Annotated in this window: 27 protein-coding genes; 11 read left to right on the top strand and 16 right to left on the bottom strand. The window is 64.7% G+C overall.

Annotation, left to right across the window (positions count from 1 at the left end; genetic code table 11):
- Positions 1 to 42: 42 nt before the first annotated feature.
- Complete coding sequence (gene pheT / locus ACQY5B_RS03240; RefSeq protein ID WP_420326403.1) at positions 43 to 2,448, bottom strand: phenylalanine--tRNA ligase subunit beta; 2,406 nt, start codon at positions 2,446 to 2,448, stop codon at positions 43 to 45.
- A 226-nt stretch (positions 2,449 to 2,674) separates the two neighbouring features.
- Complete coding sequence (locus tag ACQY5B_RS03235) at positions 2,675 to 3,430, bottom strand: nitrilase-related carbon-nitrogen hydrolase (RefSeq protein ID WP_424976728.1); 756 nt, start codon at positions 3,428 to 3,430, stop codon at positions 2,675 to 2,677.
- Here ACQY5B_RS03235 and ACQY5B_RS03230 point away from each other — a divergent pair.
- On the top strand, positions 3,356 to 3,604 hold the full coding sequence (locus ACQY5B_RS03230) for a hypothetical protein (protein WP_420326404.1): 249 nt from the start codon (positions 3,356 to 3,358) through the stop codon (positions 3,602 to 3,604). The two genes, ACQY5B_RS03235 and ACQY5B_RS03230, sit on opposite strands and share 75 nt — an antisense overlap.
- Here ACQY5B_RS03230 and ACQY5B_RS03225 read toward each other — a convergent pair.
- The 6 genes from ACQY5B_RS03225 to rpmI form a co-directional block, all read right to left on the bottom strand.
- Positions 3,592 to 3,873: a YrhK family protein gene (locus ACQY5B_RS03225; protein WP_420326405.1), complete on the bottom strand. Its 282-nt coding sequence runs from the start codon at positions 3,871 to 3,873 to the stop codon at positions 3,592 to 3,594. The two genes, ACQY5B_RS03230 and ACQY5B_RS03225, sit on opposite strands and share 13 nt — an antisense overlap.
- Position 3,874: 1 nt before the next feature.
- Positions 3,875 to 4,264 (bottom strand): hypothetical protein, encoded by a 390-nt coding sequence (locus tag ACQY5B_RS03220; RefSeq protein WP_420326406.1) that lies wholly within the window; start codon positions 4,262 to 4,264, stop codon positions 3,875 to 3,877.
- A 210-nt stretch (positions 4,265 to 4,474) separates the two neighbouring features.
- Complete coding sequence (pheS, locus tag ACQY5B_RS03215; protein WP_420326407.1) at positions 4,475 to 5,548, bottom strand: phenylalanine--tRNA ligase subunit alpha; 1,074 nt, start codon at positions 5,546 to 5,548, stop codon at positions 4,475 to 4,477.
- Positions 5,549 to 5,630: 82 nt separating this feature from the next.
- A complete protein-coding gene (locus tag ACQY5B_RS03210; RefSeq protein ID WP_421917717.1) occupies positions 5,631 to 6,356 on the bottom strand; it encodes a gamma-glutamylcyclotransferase in 726 nt (241 codons plus the stop codon).
- A gap of 310 nt (positions 6,357 to 6,666) precedes the next feature.
- Positions 6,667 to 7,032 carry a 50S ribosomal protein L20 gene (gene rplT / locus ACQY5B_RS03205; protein WP_305969135.1) on the bottom strand — a complete coding sequence of 122 codons (366 nt, stop codon included), beginning with the start codon at positions 7,030 to 7,032 and terminating at the stop codon, positions 6,667 to 6,669.
- Between the two features lie 15 nt (positions 7,033 to 7,047).
- The gene (gene rpmI / locus ACQY5B_RS03200) at positions 7,048 to 7,248 is read right to left on the bottom strand and encodes a 50S ribosomal protein L35 (RefSeq protein WP_305969136.1); all 201 of its coding nucleotides are present in this window, start codon (positions 7,246 to 7,248) and stop codon (positions 7,048 to 7,050) included.
- A gap of 259 nt (positions 7,249 to 7,507) precedes the next feature.
- On the opposite strand from rpmI, the gene ACQY5B_RS03195 reads away from it, so the two are divergent.
- Positions 7,508 to 8,659 carry an AI-2E family transporter gene (locus ACQY5B_RS03195; RefSeq protein ID WP_420326409.1) on the top strand — a complete coding sequence of 384 codons (1,152 nt, stop codon included), beginning with the start codon at positions 7,508 to 7,510 and terminating at the stop codon, positions 8,657 to 8,659.
- An 8-nt stretch (positions 8,660 to 8,667) separates the two neighbouring features.
- On the opposite strand, the gene ACQY5B_RS03190 is transcribed toward ACQY5B_RS03195, so the two are convergent.
- On the bottom strand, positions 8,668 to 8,892 hold the full coding sequence (locus ACQY5B_RS03190; protein ID WP_420326410.1) for a hypothetical protein: 225 nt from the start codon (positions 8,890 to 8,892) through the stop codon (positions 8,668 to 8,670).
- Positions 8,893 to 8,919: 27 nt separating this feature from the next.
- Positions 8,920 to 10,365 carry a pyruvate kinase gene (gene pyk / locus ACQY5B_RS03185; RefSeq protein WP_305969139.1) on the bottom strand — a complete coding sequence of 482 codons (1,446 nt, stop codon included), beginning with the start codon at positions 10,363 to 10,365 and terminating at the stop codon, positions 8,920 to 8,922.
- Between the two features lie 160 nt (positions 10,366 to 10,525).
- Here pyk and ACQY5B_RS03180 point away from each other — a divergent pair, with 160 nt between their 5' ends.
- The 6 genes from ACQY5B_RS03180 (at position 10,526) to ACQY5B_RS03155 (ending at position 14,851) form a co-directional block, all read left to right on the top strand.
- Positions 10,526 to 11,275, top strand: coding sequence for an N-formylglutamate amidohydrolase (locus tag ACQY5B_RS03180; protein WP_305969140.1), 750 nt, complete (start codon positions 10,526 to 10,528; stop codon positions 11,273 to 11,275).
- Between the two features lie 5 nt (positions 11,276 to 11,280).
- Entirely contained in the window at positions 11,281 to 11,595 is a 315-nt protein-coding gene (locus ACQY5B_RS03175; RefSeq protein ID WP_305969141.1) for a DUF1244 domain-containing protein, read from the top strand.
- A 136-nt stretch (positions 11,596 to 11,731) separates the two neighbouring features.
- The gene (locus ACQY5B_RS03170) at positions 11,732 to 12,664 is read left to right on the top strand and encodes a bifunctional riboflavin kinase/FAD synthetase (RefSeq protein ID WP_420326411.1); all 933 of its coding nucleotides are present in this window, start codon (positions 11,732 to 11,734) and stop codon (positions 12,662 to 12,664) included.
- A complete protein-coding gene (locus tag ACQY5B_RS03165; protein ID WP_420326412.1) occupies positions 12,661 to 13,131 on the top strand; it encodes a YcgN family cysteine cluster protein in 471 nt (156 codons plus the stop codon). The genes ACQY5B_RS03170 and ACQY5B_RS03165 overlap by 4 nt, the downstream gene beginning before the upstream one ends.
- Positions 13,128 to 14,195: a threonine aldolase family protein gene (locus ACQY5B_RS03160; RefSeq protein WP_420326413.1), complete on the top strand. Its 1,068-nt coding sequence runs from the start codon at positions 13,128 to 13,130 to the stop codon at positions 14,193 to 14,195. Before ACQY5B_RS03165 ends, ACQY5B_RS03160 begins: the two co-directional genes overlap by 4 nt.
- 62 nt (positions 14,196 to 14,257) lie before the next feature.
- Positions 14,258 to 14,851, top strand: a complete 594-nt coding sequence (locus tag ACQY5B_RS03155; RefSeq protein ID WP_420326414.1) for a 2-hydroxychromene-2-carboxylate isomerase — start codon at positions 14,258 to 14,260, stop codon at positions 14,849 to 14,851.
- Positions 14,852 to 14,876: 25 nt separating this feature from the next.
- Here ACQY5B_RS03155 and hspQ read toward each other — a convergent pair whose 3' ends face one another.
- Complete coding sequence (gene hspQ / locus ACQY5B_RS03150; protein WP_043142221.1) at positions 14,877 to 15,203, bottom strand: heat shock protein HspQ; 327 nt, start codon at positions 15,201 to 15,203, stop codon at positions 14,877 to 14,879.
- A 249-nt stretch (positions 15,204 to 15,452) separates the two neighbouring features.
- Here hspQ and ACQY5B_RS03145 point away from each other — a divergent pair, with 249 nt between their 5' ends.
- Positions 15,453 to 16,046: a transglycosylase SLT domain-containing protein gene (locus tag ACQY5B_RS03145; protein ID WP_306043507.1), complete on the top strand. Its 594-nt coding sequence runs from the start codon at positions 15,453 to 15,455 to the stop codon at positions 16,044 to 16,046.
- Between the two features lie 40 nt (positions 16,047 to 16,086).
- Here the strand turns inward: ACQY5B_RS03145 and ACQY5B_RS03140 are convergent, their stop codons facing one another.
- The 4 genes from ACQY5B_RS03140 to ACQY5B_RS03125 form a co-directional block, all read right to left on the bottom strand.
- The gene (locus ACQY5B_RS03140) at positions 16,087 to 16,680 is read right to left on the bottom strand and encodes a LolA family protein (RefSeq protein ID WP_420326415.1); all 594 of its coding nucleotides are present in this window, start codon (positions 16,678 to 16,680) and stop codon (positions 16,087 to 16,089) included.
- A gap of 203 nt (positions 16,681 to 16,883) precedes the next feature.
- Positions 16,884 to 20,018, bottom strand: coding sequence for a DNA translocase FtsK (locus tag ACQY5B_RS03135; protein WP_420326416.1), 3,135 nt, complete (start codon positions 20,016 to 20,018; stop codon positions 16,884 to 16,886).
- A 22-nt stretch (positions 20,019 to 20,040) separates the two neighbouring features.
- A complete protein-coding gene (locus ACQY5B_RS03130; RefSeq protein ID WP_420328719.1) occupies positions 20,041 to 21,219 on the bottom strand; it encodes an aminotransferase class I/II-fold pyridoxal phosphate-dependent enzyme in 1,179 nt (392 codons plus the stop codon).
- A gap of 140 nt (positions 21,220 to 21,359) precedes the next feature.
- Entirely contained in the window at positions 21,360 to 22,688 is a 1,329-nt protein-coding gene (locus tag ACQY5B_RS03125) for an amidase (RefSeq protein WP_420326417.1), read from the bottom strand.
- A gap of 48 nt (positions 22,689 to 22,736) precedes the next feature.
- On the opposite strand from ACQY5B_RS03125, the gene ACQY5B_RS03120 reads away from it, so the two are divergent.
- Positions 22,737 to 23,984, top strand: a complete 1,248-nt coding sequence (locus ACQY5B_RS03120) for a UbiH/UbiF/VisC/COQ6 family ubiquinone biosynthesis hydroxylase (protein ID WP_420326418.1) — start codon at positions 22,737 to 22,739, stop codon at positions 23,982 to 23,984.
- A 73-nt stretch (positions 23,985 to 24,057) separates the two neighbouring features.
- Positions 24,058 to 24,810: an SDR family NAD(P)-dependent oxidoreductase gene (locus tag ACQY5B_RS03115; protein ID WP_305969151.1), complete on the top strand. Its 753-nt coding sequence runs from the start codon at positions 24,058 to 24,060 to the stop codon at positions 24,808 to 24,810.
- Between the two features lie 66 nt (positions 24,811 to 24,876).
- Here ACQY5B_RS03115 and ACQY5B_RS03110 read toward each other — a convergent pair whose 3' ends face one another.
- Entirely contained in the window at positions 24,877 to 26,406 is a 1,530-nt protein-coding gene (locus tag ACQY5B_RS03110; protein WP_420326419.1) for a hypothetical protein, read from the bottom strand.
- Between the last annotated feature and the right edge of the window lie 122 nt (positions 26,407 to 26,528).

Raw genomic sequence — 26,528 nt, 5'->3', positions numbered from 1 at the left:
AAGTCCCCGCCCTTTTCCATACTTCCATGACTGGCCTGGGTCTTATCCCCGCAGCGTACCGCCTGTGGCCTTGGTCACCTTCTCGACGATCTTCGCCGCGACCGCCTCGATGTCCTTTTCCTTCAGCGTCTTGCCCGTCGGCTGAAGGCGCACGGTGATGGCAAGGGATTTCTTGCCCTCGCCCAGGCTGCCGCCGATGAACTCGTCAAAGACGCGCACCTCTTCGATCAACGCCTTGTCGGCGCCCTGAGCCGCATTGACCAGCGTCAGCGCCTCGACATCCGCATTCACGACAAAGGCAAAGTCGCGCTCGACCGCCTGCAGATCATTCAGAACCAGCGCGGGCCGGGTCGCGCCGCTCTTGCGCGGCATCGGCACCTCTTGCGGCCAGAGGGTAAAGCCCACGGCCGGCCCCTTGACGTCCATCGCGGCCAGAACCTTGGGATGCAGTTCGCCAAAGACGCCCAGCACCTTCTTGGGGCCAAGGCAAAACTTGCCGTGCCGCCCCGGATGCCACCATTCCCGCGCCCCGCGCAGGATCTGCATCTTGGCCGGTGCGCCCATCGCGGCCAGTACCGCCTCGGCATCGGCCTTGGCATCGTAGAGATCCACGGGCCGCGAGGCACCGTGCACGTCCTTGGGCCCGCTGCGCCCCACCAGCAGGCCGGTGACCTGCACATGCTGTTCGCCAGGCTCGCCGCCGTGGAAGGCATGGCCGACTTCGAACAGGGCCTGGTCCATGAAACCGCGTGCCTGGTTGCGTGCCGCAGCCTGCAAGAGGCCCGGCATCAGCGCGGGCCGCATGTGGCTCATCTCCGAGCTGATCGGGTTGGCCAGCATATGCGCGTCGTCACCGCCGCCAAACAGCGCCGCCGCCGCCTGGTCGATAAAGGTATAGGTCACACATTCATTGTAGCCCAGCGCCGCCACGGTCCGCCGCGCGCTGCGTTCACGCAGTTGCATCGGCGACAGGACGGGGCGGGTCACGCCATCACTGAGGCGAGGCAGTGGCTTGCCCTGAAGCTTGGTCAACGAGGCGACGCGCGCCACCTCCTCGACAAGATCCGCCTCACCCAACACGTCGGGACGCCAGGACGGGACATGCGCCATGTCACCTTCCATGACAAACCCCAGCGCCTCCAGCGTGCGGCGTTGCTCATCGGCGGGGATGTCCATACCAACCAGCGAAATGACGCGGTCCGTGTCCAGCTTGTAGGCGCGCGCCGTGTCCGGCACCGCGCCCGCAACGACAACCTCAGAGGCTTCGCCGCCGCAGAGATCGAGGATCATCTGCGCCGCATCTTCCATCGCCTGCATGTTGTACGCCGGGTCGATGCCGCGTTCGTTGCGATAGCGCGCGTCAGAGTTGATCTTGAGCGCGCGTCCGGTGTGGGCGATCTGGATACGATCCCAGACGGCGGCCTCGAGGAAGACATTGGTCGTCTCTTCGGTACAGCCGGTTTCCAGCCCGCCCATGATGCCACCAATGGACTCGATGCTTTCGGCGTCGGAAATCACCACCTGCCCGTCCGAGAAGGCATAGGGTTTTTCGTCCAGGCCCAACAACGTGTCGCCCTGATTGGCGCGATGGATGCGCAGGGTCTCGCCCTTGACCTTGTCCGCATCGAAAACGTGCAGCGGACGGTTGCGGTCGAAGGTGAAGAAGTTGGTGATATCCACGAGGATTGAGCGCGGGCGCAGTCCGATGGCCCGCAGGCGGTCCTGCAGCCAGGCGGGCGACGGGCCGTTCTTCACGCCCCGGATCAGGCGACCCGCGAAGACGTGGCAGCCCCCCTCGCCCTGGGTGTCCTCGTCGATGGTCACGCTGATCGGACAGGGGAACTGGCCCGCGACCTTTTCGACCTTAAGCGCTTTCAGCGTACCGAGGCCGCGTGCAGCCAGATCGCGCGCGATGCCGTGCACGCCCAGCGCATCCTGCCGGTTGGGGGTGATGGCGATCTCGATCACCGGGTCGACCTTGGCCGGGTCGTTCTGCGCCAACCAGTGGGTGAACTTCTGGCCGACCTCCCCCGAAGGCAGTTCGATGATGCCGTCATGTTCGTCGCTGAGTTCAAGCTCGCGTTCCGAAGCCATCATTCCGTGGCTTTCGACACCCCGGATATTGCCCACCGACAGCGTCACGTCGATGCCGGGCACGTAGTCGCCCGGCTTGGCCAACACCACGGTGATCCCGGCCCGCGCGTTGGGTGCGCCGCAGACGATCTGTTTCACGCCCTCGTCGGTTTCCACCTTGCAGACACGCAGGCGGTCGGCATCGGGATGCTGTTCGGCCTCCTGCACCTTGGCCAGCGTAAAGGCGGAAAGCGATTTCGCCGGATCGACGACCTCCTCGACCTCGAGGCCGAGATCGGTCAGCGCCTCGGCGATCTCGTCGACCGAAGCTTCGGTGTCGAGGTGTTCCTTGAGCCAGGAGAGGGTGAATTTCATCGCTTCATGCCCCGCATATGCGTCACGTCGCGCCGTCCATAGCGGATCGGGTGATGGGAGGAAAGAGGGGGGTGGGCCTCGCGCGACGCGCCGGTTTGATCCGCGGGCAAAAGGGGGCTCTACCCCCTCGGCCTGCGGCCTTCACCCCCGGAGGTATCTGGATGCCCAAAGATACATGGAAACACGCCAAGATCGGTTCGTTCCTGCACGGGTGGCGGCCGCTGGATCAATCATCGTCGCGGATGATGTCAGGCACCCCCAATCGGTCGATCAGGCGGTTCATCTCGCGTTCGACCAGTCCGATGTTGCTGTCCCGCACGGTGGGCAAAAGGGCACGGGCGCGGCGCACCTGCGCATAATCCAACTCGGCGGTGATCAGCTCCGGGGTCTGTCCGGCGATGGCCAGAGGATGGCCGAACGGATCGAGGATCCGCGAGCCGCCCCAGAAATTCAGGTCTTCTTCCAGTCCGGTCCGGTTCACCATGATCGAGGGCGCGCCGTACATCATCGAGTAGAAGTGCATCGTCGCGGTCCAACCGGAGGGGTTGTCGAAAGCCTCTCCGACCGCCTCGACCCCGCTGGAGATCGGTGAAACCAGCAGTGTCGCGCCGTGCAGGAAGGCCAGGTGCACCAGCGCCGGGTTCCAGAGGTCGGCGCAGATCAGCAAGCCCAGCCGCCAGTCCTCGGTGATCTCCTGCGTGTCCACGAAACGGCCCTGGGCGTAGTATTTCGTCTCGATCAGCTTGCCGTAGGAGGGGAGATTGATCTTGCGGTGGATGTAGATCAGCTTGCCGTTCTTGTAGACACCCGCCGCGTTGTAGAACTGCGCCGCCGGCCCTTCCTCGACAAAGCCGAGGATCAGGATCGTGTCTCCCGCCGCCCGGCTGAGATCGATAAGGCGCGGATCGTGCCGTTTCATCGTCACGTCCAGCAGGTTCTCGGCACCGTAATGGCCAACGAGGCTGAGTTCGGGAAAGACCAGCAGGTCCAGGCCTTTCGCGCGGCTGACCTAGCGGTGGTGTTCCTCGAAGTTGGCGTCGAGATCGCCGATCCGGCTGCCGAACTGAGCAGCGCCGACGGTGAGCGTTCCGGACATCATGTGCCTCCTTTTTCGCTCGGCCTGCCACGGTCGGCCGGCAGGCGTCAATCGCGGTAGCGTTCCGCCAGGTCCTCGGCGTCGCCCATTGCCGCCAACCGAAGTTCGCGAACCAGCCGAAGGCTCGGTTTCAGCGCGAAAAAGACCGATCCGATGACGAAAAGCCAGACCGCCTGCGTCTCCCAAACCGGCCAGAAAAACAGGATCGAGCCGATCAGGAAACAGAAGGCGGCGATGAAATCGACGGTGGTATGGGCGATCTCGAAGGCGGCATAGACGCGGCGTGCGTCGGCGCTGCGCTGGCGGTTTTCATGGGTAAAGAGGGTCATGTCAGCGTGCGAGGGCCCGGAAGGATGTGGTCATCGGGCCAAAGCATTCGCCCAGCGAGAGGGTAAAGGAGGTCGGGAAGGCGGGCCCGTCGAAACTGACAAGTGCCTCGCCCCAGTCGTGGCTGGGGTGACCGCCGAGGCTCATGGCGGCAAAGCAGGTGCCCGGCCCCTGCCCGACCCAGAAGGCCCGGTGCACGGCGCGGTCCTGATAGTTGCCCGCCAATCCCGGGATGACCAGCGTGGACGGATAGCCGTTCGGATGCGTGAAGGACAGGACAGCCGCGCCGCCGGTGTCCTCTTCGTAGACGACAGGGCCTTGCGCGCTGTCCCAGACCTCATCGGCGAGGGCGGGAGATGCGAGAAGGGCGGCAAGGGTGAGAGCGCGGAACATGGCAGGTCTCCGTTTGAAATCACTGGTCGGAGAGTTGCACGGAAGTGCCGGTGAAGACAGAGGCTTGGTACAGTTGGGCGCTTTGACGACGAGCCTTGGAGCAGCCCGTCATTTCGAAAGACATGCTTCCGATATGACGGTGTGACTGCATATGGCCAAGTTGCGCCGGGGATACACCGGCGCCAAGAGCCAGACGACGCGCAGGCTCTGTTAGCGCGAAAGCCCCGCCGCCGTCGTCGGAACGTCCAGCGCGGCAAAGCCGTAGTGGCGCAGCCAGCGCAGGTCGGAATCGAAGAAGGCGCGCAGGTCGGGGATGCCGTATTTCAGCATCGCGATCCGGTCGATCCCCATGCCGAAGGCAAAGCCCTGCCATTCGTCCGGGTCCACGCCGGAGTTCTTCAGCACCTGCGGATGCACCATGCCGGAGCCGAGGATTTCGAGCCAGTCGTCGCCCTCGCCCACCTTCAGCACGCCGCCTTCCCAGGAACACTGGATGTCGACCTCGGCAGAAGGTTCGGTGAAGGGGAAATGCGAGGCGCGGAAGCGCAGTTCGACGTGGTCGACCTCGAAATAGGCCTTCACGAATTCCTCGAGCACCCATTTCAGGTTCGCCATCGAGATGTCGCGGTCGATGGCCAGCCCTTCGACCTGGTGGAACATCGGCGTGTGCGTCTGGTCATAGTCGGCGCGGTAGACGCGGCCTGGGGCGATGATCCGACAAGGGGCGCCGTGCGCCTCCATGTGGCGGATCTGCACGGGGCTGGTATGCGTCCGCAAGACATGCGGCGGGCGGTTGTCGCCCTCGGCACGGTGCATGTAGAACGTGTCCATTTCGGCCCGCGCCGGATGGTGGGAGGGGATGTTCAGCGCGTCGAAATTGTACCAGTCGCTGTCGATCTGCGGCCCTTCGGCGACGGAAAAGCCGAGGTCGGCGAAGATCGCGGTGATCTCTTCCATGACCTGGCTGACCGGGTGGATCGTACCGCGGCGCATCGGGCGCCCCGGCAAAGTCACGTCCAGCCATTCGGTCTTCAGGCGCTCCTCGAGCGCGACGTCCGCCAGTGCGGCCTTCTTTGCCGCGAGCGCTGCGTTGATCTCGTCCTTGAGCTTGTTCAGCGCGGGGCCGGCGACCTGCCGCTCCTCCGGGCTCATCTTGCCCAGTTCACGCATCTTGAGGCTGATCTCGCCCTTCTTGCCCACTGCGGCCACGCGCAGGTCCTCAAGCGCGGCTTCGTCGCCCGCCTTGGCAATCAGGTCGATGTATTTCTCGCGCAGGTCTTCCATATCACGTCCCTCAGGCTTGCCCGCGACGGGTTAGCCCCGCCATGCCGGGTTTGCAACCTTGCTTTGCCCCGGGCGGCGGCGCCTAGCCCGAGGCGAAGGCACGCACATCGGTCACGAGCCGTGTGACCTCTGCATCCTCGATCTTCATCTCTTTGAAATGCGTGGCGAGGTTTTCAAGGTATTCGCGGCTGGTGCCGAGAAATCCCTCACCGGTCGCGATCAGGCGCACCTGCTCCTCGTGGGTCAGATCCCCCTTGATATTGCCCGCCGCATGGTCGGCAAGAAAGGCAAGCGCCTCTTCGGTGCCGTGATCGGTTTCGACAGGAATGAAACGCGGCAGATAGGCCTCGCCCAGCCGCTCGCGATGCCAGAGGCAGCGGGTCTCGGCGGGCACGTCCTTGGCCGCGATCCGAAAGATCAGACCGTGACACCCCTGCCCTGTGTCCAGCGCAGCCATCAGGCCCGGTTGATCTTCTGTGCCGCGCCCGCCGTTGATGTCAAAGAGGATGAAGCGCCGCTCGGCCCCCGGGGCAAAGCCGCGCCTCACCTCGGCAAAGCGAACGCCCGGATCCCACATCAGCGAGCCATAGGCAAAGACCCAGAGGTCGCGATCCATCCGCCCGGCCAGCGCCCGCTTCCTGTCCGCCTCGATCTCGGCTTCGGTCAGGATCCAGTCCGTGGCGCGCCCGTGCAGCTTGCCGATCTCGATGGCCTTGTCGATGTGGAAATTCGCGAAAAAACTGTCTTCGCGCGGCTTGATCAGAGGGCGCAAGCCGGGGTGGTGACGGAAAGGATCGTTGGTTGTCATGTATTCTGCGCCGGGGACATTTGGCGCCCAACTTGCACGGGCGTGCTGGAAAAGCAAAGGCGGCGGTGGCGACCGCGACGGGATTCGACCACGCAGCACCCGGATAGACAGTCCGGTGCTCTCCCGTTGATCGACGTGACCCACGCGCCCGGCCAGGCAAGGAGAATGGGATTCAATGCCGCGGTATCCGCTCGACAAGCGGGTATCATGTCCCCCTGCCCCCCGATGGCACATTCCCAAGGCACCCATGCAACAGAAAAGGCCCGGGCGATGCGCCCGGGCCTTTGTCAATTTTCCATTTGCGCTCGGCTCAGGCCGGCAGTGCGCCTTTCGCCTGGTCGACGATGGCGGCAAAAGCCTCGGGCTCGTGCACGGCCAGATCGGCCAGGACCTTGCGGTCGACCTCGATGCCGGCCAGCGTCAGGCCGTTGATGAACCGCGAGTAGGTCAGCGATTCGTCATGTGCGCGCACGGCTGCGTTGATCCGCTGGATCCACAGGGCGCGGAAGTTGCGCTTGCGATTCTTGCGGTCGCGCGTGGCGTACTGGTTCGCCTTGTCGACAGCCTGTGCCGCCACCTTGAAGGTGTTCTTGCGGCGGCCATAGTAACCTTTGGCCTGGCTGGTGATCTTCTTGTGACGCGCGTGGGTAACGGTTCCGCCTTTGGTACGGGGCATATCTTATCCTCCTGATCAGCGGTCGTAGGGCATGTACTGCTTGACGATCTTCGCGTCAGGCTTGGACATGACTGTGGTTCCGCGCGCATCGCGGATGAATTTCTTGGTGCGCTTGATCATGCCGTGGCGCTTGCCGGCCTGGGCCGTCAGCACCTTGCCGCTGGCGCTCACCTTGAAGCGCTTCTTGGCGCTCGACTTGGTCTTCATCTTGGGCATTTCAATCTCCGTTACTTGGCGCGACTCGGCATGCCACTGGTGGCCGGCCGCGCGGTTGGAAGGCGCCGTATAGGAGGGTGCAAGAGATTTGGCAAGGGTAGAAGCGCCCCACCCGGACGGCCTCGCGCGATCAGTGAACGGGCACTGCGGGACACTTCCGGCAAACGGGACGGCACCTGTCCTTGCCCGTAGCGGAACACCTCACTATCCTCGCACGGTGCATTTGCAACCACAAAGACCAGAGTTCCCAATCCCCCGAATGTCCGACACTCCCGAACAAGACCAGTCAACGCGCCCGGAAATTTCGGAAATCCGAAAGGCACAGACCTGGTTTCTCGGCATCATCGCCTTCGCGGTGATCCTCTTCCTGCTGGTGCAGGCCAAGTTCCTGCTGATCTCGCTGGCCATCGCGATCATGCTTTTCTCGCTGACCTCTGACGCGATCAACTATTTCCAACGCATGCGCATCGGCAGCGCGCGGGTCTCGATTTGGATCGCCTCGGTTCTGGCTGTCCTGCTGATCGCCACAATCATGATCTCCGCCTCGCTGATCATCATCGCGCAGGCCAACACGGTGGTGATCACGATCCTGCAATACGCGGACCCCGCCCAGCAGGCGGTTGCGGACATGGTCGGCTGGATGGGCGCAGACGTCGAGACCGCCGTTCTGGACTGGATGAAGTCGATCCAGCTGGGCCCCTACCTGTCTTCGCTGGCAGGACAGGCCGGCAACATCGCCTCGGGCGCGGTGCTGGTCACGCTGTTCGTGGGGTTCATGTTCCTCGAACGCCTCTGGTTCCCGACCAAGCTGGCCAGTCTCATGGGCGATGAGCGGCGCGCGCGACGGGTCGAGCGGATCATCTCCTCGATCATCCACAGGGTGAACCGCTATCTGGTGGTCAAGGTGGTCATCAGTTCCGTGACCGGGGCGCTGGTCTACGCGGTGATGACGGTCTTTGCACTGGACCTGGCGATGCCTATGGCGGTGCTGACCTTTATCCTGAACTTCATTCCCAACATCGGTTCGATCGTGGCAACGGTTGTGGTCGCGCTGGTCAGCTACGTCCAGACCGGCGACGCCTTTACCGGCCTCACGGTCCTGTCGATCGTGACGGTGATCCAATTCACCGTGGGTCAGGTGCTGGACCCCCTCCTGCTTGGCAAGACCCTGCGCCTGTCCTCCTTTGGCATCATCGCCAGCCTGGCCTTCTGGGCCGCGGTGTGGGGGATCGTCGGGATGTTCCTGGCGGTGCCCATCATGGTGTCGATCATGATCATCTGTTCGCATATCCCGCGCGTGCGCCCGGTGGCGATCCTGTTGTCCCGCGAAGGACTGCCGGACCTCGACCTGGAGATGGAGCAGGAACAGGATCCGGCAAAGGAGCCTGTGGAGCCCCGCCCCTCTTCCTGAAACTACGGTCAGTTCAGGATCTGACCGATCACGCCATAGACAGCGTCAGGGACATCCTGCACGCGATAGCTGCCTTCCTTTTCACGGAATGCCCAGAATACTAGACCGGCGCCCCCGAACAAAACGAGGGCGCCCACACGGGGCGCCCGGTTGTCGGCCCAGGCCGCGAAGATCGCCGGCAAGGACAGAACCACCAGCAACATGCCGGTGACCAGCATCATGTCAGGATGCATTGGCCTGCCCCTCTTGCAGGGGACGGATTATTCAGGATCTGTCGAAAAGATCAAACGCTCGTTGCAGGGGGCTACGCGCAGAATGTTCGTCGTGCCCGGCTGGTTGAAAGGCACGCCGGCAGTCACGACGATCTGGTCCTTTTCGCCGGCATAGCCCTGCGCGCGCGCGGCGCGGGCGGCATTGACGACCGCTTGCTTGAACCGCTCCAGCTCGCCGGTCATGACGCATTGCGTGCCCCAGGTCAGAGAGAGGCGACGCGCTGCGCCCGTCATCGGGGTCATGGCAATGATCGGAACGCGGGGGCGTTCGCGCGCAACCAGCGCCGCGGTGGTGCCCGACGAGGTAAAGCAGCAGATCGCCTTGATCTCCGTCGTCTCCGCGATCTCGCGCGCCGCAGCGACGATACCGTCCGCGACAGAGGTCCGGACTGCATTGCGCGAGGCCTCTATCACGTCGCGGTAGGTCGGGTCGCTCTCGACCGAGATGGCCACGTTGTTCATCGTGGTGACGGCCTCGATCGGGTACTGACCTGCCGCCGATTCCGCCGACAGCATGATCGCGTCGGTGCCTTCGTAGATGGCGCCGGAGACGTCCGACACCTCGGCCCGGGTCGGCATCGGGGATTCGATCATGGATTCCAGCATCTGCGTCGCGACGATCACCGGCTTGGCCGCCGCACGGCACTTGCGCACCAGGCGTTTCTGAATCGGCGGGACCGCCTGCACCGGCAGTTCGACCCCCAGGTCGCCACGGGCAACCATGATCCCGTCCGAAACTTCGAGGATCTCGTCGAAGGCCTCGACTGCCGAGGGCTTCTCGATTTTCGAGACAATCGCGGCCCGGCCCCAGACCAGGCGCCGCGCTTCTTCGACGTCCTCGACCCTCTGCACGAAGGACAGCGCGATCCAGTCCACGCCCAGCCCGCAGGCGAACTCCAGGTCGCGGCGGTCCTTGTCGCTGAGCGCCGCCAGGGGCAGCACCACGTCGGGTACGTTCACGCCCTTGCGGTTGGAAATGGTGCCGCCCGCCTCGACGATGCAATTGGCGTGGTCCTTGCCGCAATCGGCCACCCGCAAGCGGATCTTGCCGTCATTGACCAAAAGGTGCGACCCGCCGGTCAGGGCAGCAAAGATCTCGGGGTGCGGCAGCTGAACCCGCGTCGAGTCGCCCGGCGTTTCGTCCAGGTCGAGCCTGAATTTCTGGCCCCATTCCAGCTCTTCGGAGCCGTTGGCGAATTCGCCCACGCGCAGCTTGGGCCCCTGGAGGTCGGCAAGGATCGCGATCGGGCTATCCAGATCCTTTTCGACCTGCCGGATTATCTTGTGGCGCTCCTCGATTTCCTCGTGGGTGCCGTGACTCATGTTCAGGCGAAAGACATCCGCCCCGGCCTCGTGCAGGGCCCGGATCATCTCGTAGGTGTTGGATGCGGGGCCCAGCGTGGCCACGATCTTGACGTTACGGTCGCGTTTCATGTCTTTCTCCCTGCCCGGTCGGCTGTGGCGGCCAGTCGCGTCCATGGGTGCGCGCTGGCAAATGCAGTTGCGGCGTTACCGCTAACGGCGCCCGCTTTATCCCGTATTTCCCTTTGCCGCGCAACTGGCATATGTGTAGCGGGCCAAAGACGACGAGACCATGACATATTCCCCCTGCCAGATCATCGGCGAAACCCGCCAGAGCCGGTTCCTGATCACCTGTGACCATGCCGCCAACATCGTTCCGCCGGATCTTGGCGGCTCTCTCGGCCTGCCGGTTTCTGACATGGCGCGCCACATCGCCTACGATGTGGGCGCCGCCGGTGTGGCCCGGGAACTGGGCGAGTTGCTGGATGCCCCGGTTGTGCTGTCGAATTTCTCGCGCCTCGTGATCGACCCGAACCGGGGCGAAGACGACCCGACCTTGCTGATGAAGCTGTACGACGGTTCGGTGATCCCCGGCAACCGCCATGCGGACGCCGAGGAAAAGGAACGCCGCCTGAACGCCTATTACCGCCCCTACGACGCCGCTTTGGCGAAAATGGTGGCGCGGCGCGAAGATGCCGCCATCGTCTCGATCCATTCCTTCACGCCGCAACTGCATGGCCGCCCCCCCCGGCCCTGGCATGTTGGCGTGCTGCATGCCGCATGGGATGCGCGCCTGTCAGATCCGCTCATTGACATGCTGGGGGCAGAGCCCGATCTGGTGGTGGGACGCAACCAGCCCTACCCCGGCCACCTGCCCGGCGATGCGATCGACCGCCACGCTCTGGGCGCAGGCCGCCTGAACACGCTGATCGAGGTCCGCAACGACCTGATCGAGGAAGAGGTCGGCCAGCGACACTGGGCGGCGCGCCTGGCGCCGCTGCTGGAAAAGGCGCTGGCCGCCGCGACGGAGAAAGAGGAGTGACAGAGATGGACGATCAGACCCGCATCGAGATCGAGGCCGCGGCCTTTCGCCGGTTGCGCCAGCACCTGATGGAAGACCGGCAGGATGTGCAGAACATCGACATGATGAACCTGGCCGGTTTCTGCCGCAACTGCCTGAGCCGCTGGTACCAGGAAGCGGCGAACGAAAAAGGCATCGAGATGGGCAAGGAAGAGGCCCGCGAAATCTACTACGGGATGCCCTATTCCGAATGGAAAGATAAATTCCAGACCGAGGCCGGGGCCGACAAACAGGCCGCGTTCGAAAAGTCCTTCAAGGAAAACGTGACCGACAAGGGCTGAACTCGCCCTCAGGCGGTCAGGTTATCTTGCCGCCCGCGCACCGTCGCGCGGGCGGCATCACGAATCGGGGCATTGGCGCCACGCTCGCTCCGGGGGATGCTTGCGCACGGGCGCGCGTGCCGGTAACGGGAAACGCATGCGGATCGTTCACGACTATCAGTACACCCGGCCCGAAGATCAGGGCGCCAGCGCCGCCATCGGCAACTTTGACGGCGTCCATCTGGGCCACCAGGCGGTGATCGACCTCGCGCGTCGTTCGGCGCCCGGGGCACCTTTGGGCGTGATGACCTTTGAACCGCATCCTCGCGAGTATTTCGCCCCCGACTCTCCGCCCTTTCGCCTGATGAGCGCCGAAACCCGCGCCGCGCGGCTTGAAAAGCTCGGCGTCGAGCGGCTGTACCAGTTGAATTTCAACACGGCCCTTGCCTCGCTGACCCCGCGCGAATTCGCGGACCGCGTTATCTGCAAGGGTTTTGGCCTGACCAACGTGGTCGTCGGCGCGGATTTCTGTTTCGGCAAGGGTCGCGCGGGCAATGTCGCGGACCTGCAGGCTTTTGGCTCCGAGATGGGGTTTGGCGTAACGGTGTCGAACCTCTTGGAAACCGGCGGCGTTCAGGTCTCTTCGACCGCGATCCGCGACGCGCTGTCCGAGGGCCGCCCGCGCGATGCCGCGGCCCTGCTCGGCCATTGGCACCGGATCGAAGGCAAGGTCGTGGGCGGCGAACAGCGCGGCCGCGTTCTGGGCTATCCCACGGCCAACATGTCCATCGACGGGCTGCATCCGCCGCATTTTGGCGTCTATGCCGTGCTGGTGGACGTAAGGGACGGCCCGCACAAGGGCAGCTATCGCGGCGCCGCCAGCATCGGGGTCCGCCCGATGTTCAACGGCGAGGTGCCCAACATCGAAACCTACCTCTTCGACTTCAAGGGCGACCTCTACGGTGCGACGCTGTCGGTCGGGCTGGTCGAGTACCTGCGCCCCGAGTTGAAATTCGACGGGCTGGATGCGCTGATCACCCAGATGGACGCGGACTGCCTGAAGGCGCGCGAGATCCTGGCCGCCGAATGACCGACCCGATTGCCCGCACAGGCCTGACGCCGCGCTTCTGGGAGCGCAAGCGCCTGCAGGACATGTCGGACGCAGAGTGGGAGGCGCTTTGCGACGGCTGCGGCAAATGCTGCCTGAACAAGCTCGAGGACGAGGACAGCGGCGAGGTGGCCCTGACCCGTGTCGCCTGCCGCCTGTTCGACGACAGCACCTGCCGGTGTTCCCAGTACGAGATCCGGCACCAGTTCGTGCCGGAATGCATCGTGTTGCGGCCCGCGAACATCGCCAAGAACCATTACTGGATGCCCGAGACCTGCGCCTACAAGCTGCTCTACGAGGGCAAGCCCCTGTACGACTGGCACCCGCTGATCTCGGGCACGCCGGACTCCGTTCACGCGGCGGGTGTTTCGATGCAGGGCGGCACGGTGCCCGAGTTCGAAGTGGATGAGGACGACTGGGAAGACCATATCATCGAGGAGCCGCTATGAACTTTGCATCCGACAATGCGAGCCCTGTTCCGCAGCAGGTTCTTGACGTCCTGGCGCGGGTGAACAGCGGCGCGGCGGCCAGCTATGGCGCTGACGACGTTACGGCAGAAGTGGCCGACCGGGTCCGCGACCTGTTTGATGCGCCGGGCGCGGCGGTCTACTTGGTGGCCACCGGTACAGCTGCGAATGCGCTGTCGCTGGCCACGCTCTGTGCGCCATTCCAAACGATCTTCTGTTCCGAGCACGCGCATATCCACGAGGATGAGTGCAACGCGCCCGAGTTCTACACCGGCGGCGCCAAGCTGACGCTTGTGCATGGTGGCGACGTGATGACGCCGCCTGCGCTGCGGACCGCCATCCTGGGCGAAGGCAACCGCGGCGTGCATGGCCCGCAGCGCGGTCCGGTCTCGATCACCAATGTGACCGAGGGCGGGAATGTATATTCGCTGTCCGATGTCGGGGCGCTGTGTGCGGTGGCGCGGGAATACGGGTTGCCGGTGCACCTTGACGGCGCGCGTTTTGCCAACGCCTGCGTCAAGCTTGGCTGCACCCCGGCCGAGATGACCTGGAAGGCAGGCGTGGACATCGCCGTTTTCGGCGGCACCAAGAACGGGCTGATGGACGCCGAGGCAGTTGTGATCTTCGATCCCGAGGCACCCGCCAGCAGCGGGTTTACCCGGGCGCAAGAATTCGAGCTGCGGGTGAAGCGCGCGGGCCATCTCTATTCAAAGCACCGCTATGTCGCCGCCCAGATGCTGGCCTACCTCGAGGACGACCTGTGGCGCGATCTGGCGCAACAGGCCAACGACCGCTGCGAAGCGTTGGCTCGGGGCCTCCAGGAGATGGGCCTGGAGATCGTGAACCCGACCCGCGCCAACATGCTCTTCTTTCGCGCGCCCCTGCGGGCGCACGAGGCAGCCCAGGCGGCGGGGGCGGTCTATGCGCTTTGGGGCAACCCGCCCGATAACGCCGATGACCCGGCGCTTGCGCGGCTGGTGTGTAACTGGTCCACGACTGAGGCCGAAATCGCGGAATTTCTGGACGTCATGCGCGCCGCGCTGTGACCGGGGGCTTCACAGCATGCCCTGCCTGCCGCTAGACTGACGTGGCGGCAGGAGGTTCCCACATGGCCCGGCTGGATTTCTGGTATTCGATCGGCAGCACCTACAGTTACCTGACAGTCGCGCGGATGCGAAAGTATGCGCGGGATCACGGCCTGCAGGTGACATGGCGTCCCTTTGACGTGCGCCGGATCATGATGGCCCAGAACAACATCCCCTTCCGCGACAAGCCGATCAAGACCGCCTACATGTGGCGCGACATGGAACGGCGGGCCGAGCTCTTTGGTCTGCCAATCAATGTGCCCGCCCCCTACCCGCTGCCCGACCTGCCCCTGGCCAACAAGGTGGCGGTTCTGGGCATGACGGAGGGCTGGGGAGAGGATTACACGATCGAGACCTACCGCCGCTGGTTCATGGAGGGGCAGGAGGCGGGCAGCGATCCGAACCTGTCGGACAGCCTGCGGGCCGTGGGACAGGACCCCGCCGCAGTGCTGGCCCGGGCCGCTGGCGAGGAAGGCACAGAGCTGCTGACCGCTGAAACCGACAAGGCCGAGGCCCTGGGCATATTTGGCAGTCCCTCTTTCGTCGTGGGGGACGAATTGTTCTGGGGCGACGACCGGCTGGACGAGGCGGCGGCATGGGCTGCACGGGCGGCATGATCCCGCCCGGACCGGTACGGCCTGCTCAGTTCATCTGGAAATGCAGCGCGTAAGAACCATCCTCGAAGGCGCCGAAGAGATCGGGAATATCGGGATGGTCCACCGGCTCGCCGGAATAGTCGGCGACGAGGTTCTGTTCGGACACATAGGCCACATAAAAGCTCTGATCGTTTTCCGCCAACAGATGATAGAACGGCTGCTTCTTGGACGGGCGGCTGTCCTCGGGGATGGATTCGTACCATTCCTCGGTGTTGGAGAATTCGGGATCGACATCGAACACCACGCCCCGGAAGGGGTGCTTGCGGTGGCGGACAACCTGACCCAAGTGATATTTCGCGCGATTGTGCAACATAACGAACCTCTTCCTGCCTCCTTGATACCGTTTCCGCCAGTGTCTTGTCCAACTTTCGCCTCAAATTGGCGGGAAACACTCTGTGAAACACACGCCAACAGTGCAAATCATGCGGCAAGGACACAGGTTTCCCGACGCCATGCCTCATAACAGCGGCCACCCGCTGGACGTGAGGAAATGTGATTCCCTCGCTCGGCGCAATCAGCTAAAATGAGCATCAATAAAAAGACAAAGCGAGGCGAGTGGCAAATGAGCAGAGTCCTTCGCGCCTTGGTGATCGTGCTTCTGGCGGCCTCCTGTGGGGGTGGCGGCGGATCTGGCACGTCTCCGCGCAACCTGGACAACGCCTGTTCGATTCTCGAACAGCGACCCGGATATTATCGTGCCTTCCGCAGTGCCGAACGGCGCTGGGGTGTACCAGTGCACGTCCAGATGGCAACGATCTACCAGGAGAGCAAGTTCGACAGCGACGCGCGAACCCCCTTCCGGTACAGCCTGGGCGTGATCCCGATCGGGCGGCAAAGCTCGGCCTTCGGTTACAGCCAGGCGCTGGACGGCACCTGGGACGAATACCTGGCCGACGTGGGCCGGCGCGGCGCGCGCCGCGACAACATCCGCGACGCGACCGATTTCATGGGCTGGTACATGGATCTGTCGCGCAAGGAGCTTGGCATCCCGATGTCTGACGCGCGGCGCCACTACCTTGCCTACCACGAGGGGCGCGCAGGCTATCGTCGGGGCAGCTACAACGCCAAGTCCTGGCTGCTGCGCGTCTCGACCCAGGTCGGCGAGCGCGCGGTGCTCTACGAACGGCAACTCCGGAACTGCCGCGCCGCACGGTAAGGCGGATGTGCGGCCCCCCGTGCGGGGCCGCACGATCAACTCAGCGTTTGAGCTTGGACAGTTCCTTGTCGATCGAGAAGACGCTGTTGGGCAGATCGGCCTTTTCCAGCCCGCCCAGGATCACCGTGGTCTGGCTGCCATTGCCGTCGGTAATGATCCACTGCCGCAATTCCACCGGTGCGCCGGTGAACTTCAGCTGGATGGTGCCATAATCCGGATTGTTCGGATCCTGCGCGGTGACGGTTGTCGCCGTGCCGTCATACCCATGCCCCACCACCATGCCGGCGCGGCTCAGATCCACCTGACGCGCCAGGATGATCGACAGCGGCGTCTGGCGCAGCGGATAGGTGTCCGGTCGGGCGCCCAGCTTGCGGTCGAGGATATAGACCGCCCCGGCGCTGGCCATGACCAGTGCCCGCTCCGGCGGGTTATAGTCGAAACGCACCTTGCCCGGACGCTTGATCGCGATGTCGCCGGTCGAGATCGTGCCGTCGGCATTGATCTGGGTGAATGTGCCCGTGGCCGAGGTGATCGAGTTCAGGTAACGCGAGATCTCGTTCAACGAAAGTTGTTGCGCCGAGAGCGGCGCGGCAAGGGTGACAACCGCCAGGGCGGCGAAAAGGGTGCGGAGCATCTTTGGTCCTTCCTGCTCGGATTGCCCGCTGACATGGCACAGCGCGCGGCGCTATGCGATAGCAGGCCTCTTGCAGGTCAATATCGGGGCGGAAAGCCGCCCCTTCAATGCCCTCGCCGCCCATGCTTCTTCTCTGCAAAAATACTCCGGGGGTGAATGCGCCGCAGGCGCAGAGGGGGCCGCGCCCCCTCCCTGCCCCGGTCTCAGGCCTGTTCCGGCACCAGGATCTCGCGCTTGCCGACATGGTTGGCGGGGCTGACGACGCCCTCGTCCTCCATCTGCTCGACCAGGCGCGCGGCCTTGTTGTAGCCGATGCCCAGCTTGCGCTGGATGTAGGAGGTCGAACACTTACGGTCCTTGATGACGATCTGCACCGCCTGATCGTAAAGCGCATCCTCGCCGCCGGTATTGCCCCCGGTGTTCAGGCCCAGCACCGCGTCGATGTTGTCGGCCTTTTCCTCGTCGGGGCCGGAAACGACCCCGCCGACATATTCCGGCGGACCGAAGGCCTTGAGGTGGTTGACGATTTCCTCGACCTCCTCGTCCGACACGAACGGCCCGTGGCACCGGGTGATCTTGGCCCCGCCCGCCATGTAGAGCATGTCGCCCATGCCCAGCAGTTGCTCGGCCCCCATCTCGCCCAGGATGGTGCGGCTGTCGATCTTGGACGTCACCTGGAAGGAAATCCGGGTGGGGAAGTTGGCCTTGATCGTACCGGTGATGACATCGACCGAGGGGCGCTGCGTGGCCATGATCAGGTGGATGCCCGAAGCACGCGCCATCTGCGCAAGACGCTGGATGCAGGCCTCGATCTCTTTCCCCGCGACCATCATAAGGTCGGCCATCTCGTCGACGATGACCACGATGTAGGGCATCTTCTTGGGTTCGAATTCCTCGGTCTCGAACACCGGTTCGCCGGTCTCATCGTCGAACCCGGTCTGAACCGTGCGGCTGAACATCTCGCCCTTGGACAGCGCATCTTCGACCCGGCTGTTGTAGCCGTCGATGTTCCGCACGCCCATCTTGGACATCTTGCGATAGCGGTCCTCCATTTCGCCCACGACCCATTTCAGCGCGACCACGGCCTTTTTCGGGTCGGTCACAACGGGCGACAGCAGGTGCGGGATGCCGTCATAGACGGAGAGTTCCAGCATCTTGGGGTCGATCATCACCAGCCGCAGGTCTTCCGGCGACAGCTTGTAGAGCAGCGACAGGATCATGGTGTTGATCGCCACCGACTTGCCCGAGCCGGTGGTCCCCGCGATGAGCAGGTGGGGCATCTTGGCAAGGTTGGCCACCAGAGGCTCGCCGCCGATGTTCTTGCCCAGGGCCAGCGGCAGCTTGTGCTTGCCGTCACCGTAGTCGCGGCCCGCCAGAATCTCGCGGAACGAGACCATCTCGCGGTTGTCATTGGGCAGTTCGATGCCGATCACGCTGCGGCCCGGCACGGTCGAGACACGGGCCGAAAGCGCCGACATGGACCGTGCGATGTCGTCAGCCAGGCCGATGACGCGGCTGGCCTTCAGGCCCGGCGCGGGTTCCAGTTCGTACATGGTGACAACCGGGCCAGGGCGAACGCTGACGATCTCGCCCTTGATGCCATAGTCGTCCAGCACGGTTTCCAGCATCCGGGCGTTTTCCTCCAGCGCCTCGTCGGACAGGACATGGCGCTCGATCTTGTCCGGCGACATGAGCAACGAAAGCGGCGGCAGTTCGTATTCCGGCTTGTCGTCGTCAAAACGCAGTTGCGGCTGGGCCTCGGCTTGGGCGCGTCTTGAGGGCTGCACGGGCTTGCGCACCGGCTGCTGGACCACCTTCTTTGGTTCCGGCAGCGGCACGGCGGCGCGCTGCTGCGTCGCGGCCTGCGGGTGGTAGTCGTCGCTCAGCACCTCGGCCTCGTCCGCGTAGTCGTCCTCGACGTCATCCTGGTCGCCGTAGTCGTCGAAATCGCTGAGGTCCGAGTAGAGTTCGGCATCCACCTCGGGGTCCGCGACCGGGGTACGCGGTAGGACGCGCGGCGCCGGTTCCGCAGCCTCTTCCGCGATGGGCGCGGTCCGGGGGGCCGGTGCCATTTCCGGCGCGGGCGCAGGTTCGGCGGCGGTGAGGCGCGGCTCGGGCGGCAAAGGGCGGTCTGCCGCGGTCAACGGCGGTTCGGGCGGCAGCGCAGGCTGGCGCGGCGTGTCGCGGAAGACGATGGGTTGCGGACCATAGCCACGCCCCTTGGTCAACGGCTTGTCTGCCATGATGCCGGGTGTCTGGCGCCCCGGCAGCACCGTGCTGCGGGATTTCACCGCACGGGCGATCTTGGCGCGAATGCGTTCCTCTCCCGGCACGTCGACGTCATGGTCGATCAGCTCCTCGACCAGCTCGGGTTCCGGCAGCGGATCGGGGTCCGCCCGGCGGATCATGCGCGACAGAAAGCCCTGTTTCTCGGGCTGCGGTGCAGGAGCTTCTTCGAGGATGTCCTCGTCCGGGTCATAGAACCCTGTTTCGGGCGAAGGCGGCACGCCCATGTCCGCACGCAGCACACGCGAGGCAGACGGCACTGCGGCGGGCGCCGGTTCGGCGGTGGCGGCAAAATCGGCCTCTTGCGCGGCTTCGGCGGCGGTGGCCCGACGCTCGGCCCGGGCGGCGCGGCGTTCAGCATTGGCGGCCTGCATCCGCTGCGCCATCGTCATCGTGCCGCTGGCGCCCCGCCCCATCAGGCGCACCAGCGTCGCGTAGGTCATGACCAGGCTGACCAGCAGGAAGCGACCCAGCGATTTCAACTCCTCGCGGGTAAAGCCCAGCACGAAGGCGCCCAGCGCGAGGATTCCGGCGCCCAGCCCCAGTTGCATGATCTTCAGTCCTGTGGCCGGGGCGAAGGGCAGCACGTTGAGAGCAGAGCCCATCATCATGTCACCAAAGAGCCCGCCAAGGCCAAAGTGGTGCGTCCATCCGGCGGATTCGTGCAGGCCCGAGGCATAGACCGCACAAAGCGCCACCCAGATGGGCGAGAAGATCAGGCAGGAAAAGGCGCGGCCATTGCCCTGGTGCAGGGCCAGGCGCCCCCCCCAGGCCAGGAAGACGGCTGCCAGCGCCCAGGTCCCGAGGCCGATGATCATGAACAGCGGCGCGGCGACATAGGCACCAAGCCGCCCCATCCAGTTCTGCACCGGCGCGTCCGTGGCCGACAGCCAGGACGGATCATCCGGCGTGTACGAGGCGATCATGGCCGCCACCATCAGCCCCAGCGCAACCAGCGCCAGCCCGATCAGCTCGCGACCGCGCTTTTCCAGCGTCGCGGCGGTGTTGGTGTCGAACAGGGGATCACGGCCCCGTGCCTGGAAAGATGCCATCTTCGCCTCGTCTTTTTTTTAATTATGTGAACAGGCAGTCCCGGATCCGGGTCAGCCCATCCCTTGTCTCGTCCTGAGGCGCGACAAGCGCCGCGCGGATGTACCCCTGCCCCGGGTTTCCATCCGCCGTGTCGCGCGACAGGTAAGCGCCGGGCAGAACCCGGACGCCGGTTTCCGTCCACAGCTTGAACGTCGCCGCCTCGCCGTCCTCGACCGGCAACCAGACGAACATGCCCGCCCGCGGGGACATGTAGCCCGGGACATTGCCCAGGATCTCGTCCGCCAGGGCGTATTTCTGCGCCCAGAGCGCACGGTTCTCGCGCACATGTTCCTCGTCCGTCCAGAGCGCCTCTGACACATGTTGCAGAGGCAACGGCACCGGGGCGCCGGAATAGGCTCGCAGCTGGCGCAGGCGCGCGATGCTATCGGGCCCGCCCGCCACGAAACCGGAGCGCAGGCCCGGCAGGTTCGAGCGTTTGGACAGCGAATGCAGCGACAGCACCCGTTCGGGATGCGCGCCCATCGCGGCGGCCACCTCCAGCGCGCCGACGGGCGGCGTGTCGCGGTACAGCTCGGCGTAACATTCATCTGCCACGATCTGGAAGTCGTGCTCTTCCGCAAGGCCGATCAATTCGCGCCAATAGGCCTCGTCCGCCATGACCCCCTGCGGGTTTGCGGGCGAGCAGATGTAGCACAGCGCGGTGCGGTCCAGAACCTCGGCCGGCAGGCCGGCAAAGTCCGGCAGGTGCCCGGTCTCTGCGGTGGCGGGTGCAAAGACCGGGTCGGCCCCGACCGAAATCGCCGAAATCATGTAAACTTGGTAGAACGGGTTGGGCATCAGCACCGCCGGGCGCTGGCCCCGCTTCTGCTCGGGGCAAAGCGCCATGCCGATATTGTACAGCCCCTCGCGCGTGCCGTTCAGGTTCATGACCTGCGTCGCCGGATCGAGGCTGACGCCGTAACGCCGGTTCAGCCAGCCCGCGATGGCGCCGCGCAGCTCTGCGGTGCCTTCGTTCGGCGGGTAGCGGCCGAAATCGGCGGCATGGCGCGCGATGATCTCGGAAATCCATGCCGGAAACGGGTGTTTCGGCTCTCCGATGGACATGTGCAGCACAGAACCGCCCGGATCATGATGATCCAGAAGCGCGCGCAGGCGCGGGAACGCATAGGCCGGTAGGTTCGAAAACCGCTCGGGGAACATCGTGACTGCCTCAATAAGTAGCGGGATCATTCGCGTGCCCCGCGTTTGTCCGCAGGATACGGAAAAACGAGGGGTTCTGTCCAGAATCAAGGACCTGCAGGGGGGCGCTGTGGCGCCAAAGACGCAGTGGCGCGGAAATCTCAGCCGATGGCGGCCTCGGCGGCGGCAGCGATCCGCAACAGGTGATGTTCGCCCATCTGCGTACCCATCAACGAGATGCCGCAGGACGGTATGCCGGTCGGCAGGGTGACGATGGCGCCACCGATCAGGTTGCCGATCCGCGTGTTGCGCAGGGTGCGCAGGTTGGCCTGCACATAGGTCTCGCCCAGTTCCATCAGGGTTTCGACCTTTTCCGGCAGGTTCGGCGCGGTCGGGCACAGGACAGCGTCATAGCCCGCGGTCACCTCGGCCCAGCGGGCGCGCATGGCGTGCACGGTTTTCCAGCCGGCAACGAAATCGGCAGCGGCATGCGCGGCGCCGGCCTCGAATCGCTCGCGGATGGGCGCGAACATGACATCTGGCTGGGCCATGATCTCGTCGCGCCAGGTCGCCCAGGCCTCCGAGGTGTAGAGCATGGCCGACTGTTCGTGTGGCGTGATGATCTCGGGGAAGTCCAGTTCCTCGATGGTGGCCCCGGCGGCGCGCAGCTTGTCCAGCGCAGCGGCGTATGCCTGCGCCGGGGCTGGGTCCAGGTCGTCCATGACCACGGTCTGCAGCGCGGCGAACCTGCGTCCCTTCAGACTGGTCCCGCGTAGGTCGGGCGCGGGCACGCCTTCTAGCGCCGAGAGCATCAGCGCCGCATCTTCTACCGTGCGGCACAGCGGCCCAACCGTGTCGAAACTGGCGATCAACGGGACCGCGCCGTCCAGGCTGAGCCTGCCGGAGGTGGTCTTGAGGCCCACGAGGTCATTCCAGCAGGCCGGCAGTCGCACGGACCCGCCCGTGTCAGAGCCGACGCCTGCTGGCGCCAGCCCGAAGGCGACCGAGGCCGCGGCTCCGGAGGACGACCCGCCCGCCACCGCTTCGGGATCGTTCACGCAGGGCGCGGTGGCCGTCACCGGGTTCAGACCAAGACCGGAAAAGGCCAGTTCGGACAGGTGGGTCTTGCCCAGGCATACAAGCCCGTTCTGCGTCGCCGTCCGCAGCACCTCGGCATCGCGGGCGGGGATGCGGCCAGCCAACAGAGCAGAGCCAGCCTCGGTCACCGTGCCTGCGGTATCGAAGAGGTCTTTCCAGCTGATCGGCACACCGTCCAGAGGATGCATCCGCAATCCACGCTCGGCGCGGGATTTCGCCGCGGCAGCTTCGGCGAGGGCGCGGTCGGGGGTCAGCCGGGCATAGATCCGGTCACGCAGAGGGTGGGCGTTGATTTCATTCAGGAAATGCTCGGTCAACGCGACCGGGTCGATTTCTTTCCTGCCGATCCCTCGTCCCAGGTCCGCGGCACTCATCTCTGTCCAATTCGTCATGCTTGTCTTTCCTGTCCTCGCGCGGCGACGGTAGCGGCAGGCGGGCGCATGGACAATCCCGTGCGCAAGTTCATATTGCGGCGCATGGAACATGACCTGATCATCGTCGGCGGCGGATTGAACGGCCCCGCCCTTGCCTTGGCCGCGGCGCAGGCCGGGTTGAGCAGTTGCGTGGTGGATGCCCTGCCCCTCGACACGAGGGCGGCGGAGGACTTCGATGGCCGCTCCTACGCTCTGGCAAGGTCGTCGCAGCGGATGCTGGACCGGCTGGGGATCTGGCGAGCGCTGGCCGATCACGCCCAACCGATGAACGAGATCAAGGTTTCTGACGGACGCGTGGGCGATGCGGGTGTCTTCCTGGGCCTGCATTTCGACAGTGCCGAGATCGAGGACGGCCCGATGGGCTACATGGTCGAGGACCGCTACCTGCGACGCGCCCTGTTGGTCGCACTGGCAGATTCGGAGATGATCGAACACCGCGCCGAAAGCCTTGTCACCGCGCAGGAGGTCACGCCGGAGGGCGCGGCGGTCACGCTGGCGGATGGGACCGTGCTGCGCGGGCGGCTGATCGTGGGCGCGGACGGGCAGAAAAGCGGTGTCGCGCGCCGGGCAGGCATCCGGCGGATGGGTTGGACCTATGGTCAGACAGCGCTCGTCTGCGCCATCGCGCATGAGGAACCGCATCACGGTGTGGCGCATCAATTGTTCCTGCCCGCCGGACCGCTGGCCATCCTGCCGCTGACCGGCAACCGTTCCAGCATCGTCTGGAGCGAAACCGACGCGCGGGCCAAGGCCATCAACGCCTTGCCGGACGCAGGGTACCTTGAAGTGCTGCGCCCGCGCTTCGGCGACTTCCTGGGCGAGATCTCCCTGGCCGGCGCGCGATTCACCTATCCGCTGACCCTGTCGCTGGCCCGGGCCTTCGTGGCGGACCGGGTGGCGCTGGTGGGGGATGCAGCGCACCGGATGCATCCGATCGCGGGCCAGGGGCTGAACGCGGGACTGCGCGACGTCGCCGTGCTGGCACATGTGATCACACATGCAGCGCGGCGCGGAGAGGACATCGCGGCGCCGGGCGTGCTGGACCGCTACACGCAGTGGCGGCGGTTCGACACGGCGACGCTCGCCGCCTCCACCGACCTGTTCAACCGGTTGTTTTCAAATGACAACCCGCTTCTGCGGGCCGCGCGCGACATCGGCATGGCGGCGATCAATGCCGCCCCCAACTTGCGACGCGGTTTCATCCGCGAGGCGGCCGGGTTGACCGGCGACCTGCCTGACCTCATGCGGGCATGACACGCGTCTGACGGGGCTTCCCCCCGATCTGCGGCCTGCCTAGAGTGCCCGGCAGAAGATCGGGAGGACATCAATGGACAAGAAATGCGCAATCGTCACCGGCGCCGCGCGCGGCATCGGCCTGGCCACGGCGGACCTGTTCCTGGAGAACGGTTGGCAGGTGGCGATGCTGGACCGCGACGGGGACGAGTTGCTGAAGCAGACCGCCACGCGCGAAAACGTGCTGCCGCTGGTGCGGGACGTGTCGAACCCGCAGGACGTGGCCGCGATGGTGCGCGAAGCGCATGGCTGGGCCGGCCGCATCGACGCGCTGATCAACAACGCGGGCGTGGCCGAATTCGGTCCCATCGAAGACTGCGATTTCGCGATGTGGAGACGGGTGATGGAAACCAACCTGGACGGCGTTTTCCTTTGCTCCCAGGCGGTCACGCCTTACCTGAAGGACACGCATGGGGCCATCGTCAACATCGCCTCGATCAGCGGGTTGCGCGCCTCGACGCTGCGGGTGGCCTATGGCACCTCGAAGGCGGCGGTCGTCCACCTGACCAAGCAGCACGCCGCCGAGCTGGGCGAATTCGGCATCCGGGTCAACTGTGTCGCACCGGGGCCGGTCAAGACCAAGCTGTCGATCGCCGTTCACAGCCCCGAGATCATCCAAGCCTACCACGACTCGATTCCGCTGAACCGCTACGGCAGCGAACGCGAGCTGGCCGAGGTGATCGTCTTTCTGGCCTCGGAGAAAGCGTCCTACGTCAGTGGTCAGATCGTGTCGGTGGACGGTGGGTTCGATTCCACGGGCGTGGGCCTGCCGGCTTTGCGGGCCTGAGCCACATCAAAGGAACGAAAAAGGGCGGGGATATCCCCGCCCTTTTGCTGGCCCCGAACAGGCCTCTTACTGGATACGTTGGCCGTTGGCCAGAACGTGACCCTCGGCGTTGACCTCGATGGTCGACGTCGCGGTGTCGGGGTCGGTGCCGGGCACGGTGAACATCGACATCATCATGCGGAAGCCCATCGCGTCCTCTTCGGGCAGCAAGCCCATCGAGATCAGGCTGTCGACAAGGCCGTTCGCACCCGCGATCGACACGTCCAGCTTGCCCTCGGGACGCGGAACGCCGCCGAATGTCTGCAGGTCGGTGTTGTCGAAGGTGAAGGCGCCCGAGCCCTTGACCATCGCGCCCACCGCATCGACCACGAGGGTGTTGAGCGTCAGCGAGTTCAGCTCACCCGGCATACCGCCGGTCATGCCCAGCTTTTCCATCGACTCGGGGTCCAGCAAGCTGACGAAGGGCGTGACCATCGCGTCCAGGCTGAAGGCAACTGTGGCCGGATCGCGGGGCAGCACCTGGCCCGGGTCAAAGATGTTCCACAGCATGTCGTCCATCGTGAACTCGCCAAGTGTCAGCGACAGCGACGCCGGGCGGGGCTCTTCGGACGGAGAAAGCGGCATCACCAGAGAGAAACCGGCCTCGCCCAGGGCTGCATTGATCGGCAGCGGCAGTTCCGGGCCGGCCATTGCAACGGTCTGATCCAAAGCCGAGAGGCTGTAGGACAGGTCGGTTTCCGACACGGCCACACCAAACTGGCCACCGGAAGAGCTGAACATGCCGGTGGTCGGGCCGTCGCCTTCGTCGAGACTGAACTCGGTCTTGCCGCCGTTGTGCTTGAGCACCGCGTCGACCATGCCGCCGTTCTTGAACATCGAAGTCGGGTCGTCGACGTCCAGATCCAGCGGCAGGCGGGTGGTGCCCGTGCTGCTGAGACCGGCAAGGTTCATCGAGAACGCAAAGGCCTCGTCTCCATCGGGTTCGTCGAAACTGACGTCGATGGCCAGGTCGCCCATCGTCATATCCTGTTCGATGCTGCGCATCACATCGTCCAACACGATGTGCGAGGTGCCCGACAGCGGCCCCATGCTCATCGTTGCGCTGATGATGTCGCGGCCGTATTCCTCGTTGTCCTCGTGGTTGAAGACACGGGTCAGTTCCAGCGCGACCCGCTCGCCCGAGTAGGTGTAGCTCAGATCACCGGGGTTGCCCGAGACCAGCATCTCGAGGTCGGTGTGGGTCATTTCCAGCGCGACTTCGCCGACAACCTCGTCACCGTCTTCGACAAAATAGACCATGACCTCGCCCACCTCGGGGTAGGTGATCGCGACGCTGCCTTCGCCGGCTTCGGCAAAGGTCATCGGCGGCATGGTCACGCGGACAAGGCCATCCTCTTCGGGGATGGTCACGACCATCGTCATGTCCGAGATCACCAGCGACGAACCTTCCATCGTCTCGGTCGCGGTGATCTGGTAGCCGAAGTTGGACATGTAGGCTTCGAAGTCGTCCCAGACCTGCTGGGGCGTGACATCGGCCCAAGCCTGTCCGGCCATAGCAACAATGGCCAGCGCCGAGGCTGTTGCGTAGCGTTTCATAATCTCTCCTCTCTGTCGGGGCAAACGAATGTATGCAGTGTCAAGGCCTTCCGAGGGCCGGTCAAGGGACTGGATTCCATACTATTGAGCGATTACGACAGTTGCGAGACGCCTTTTTGTGG

The organism is Antarctobacter sp. (genome assembly GCF_965277915.1).
Classification (GTDB): Bacteria; Pseudomonadota; Alphaproteobacteria; order Rhodobacterales; family Rhodobacteraceae; genus Antarctobacter.
The sequence above is the reverse complement of the archived record's forward strand: the minus strand, read 5'-3'. Positions and strand labels throughout refer to the sequence as shown.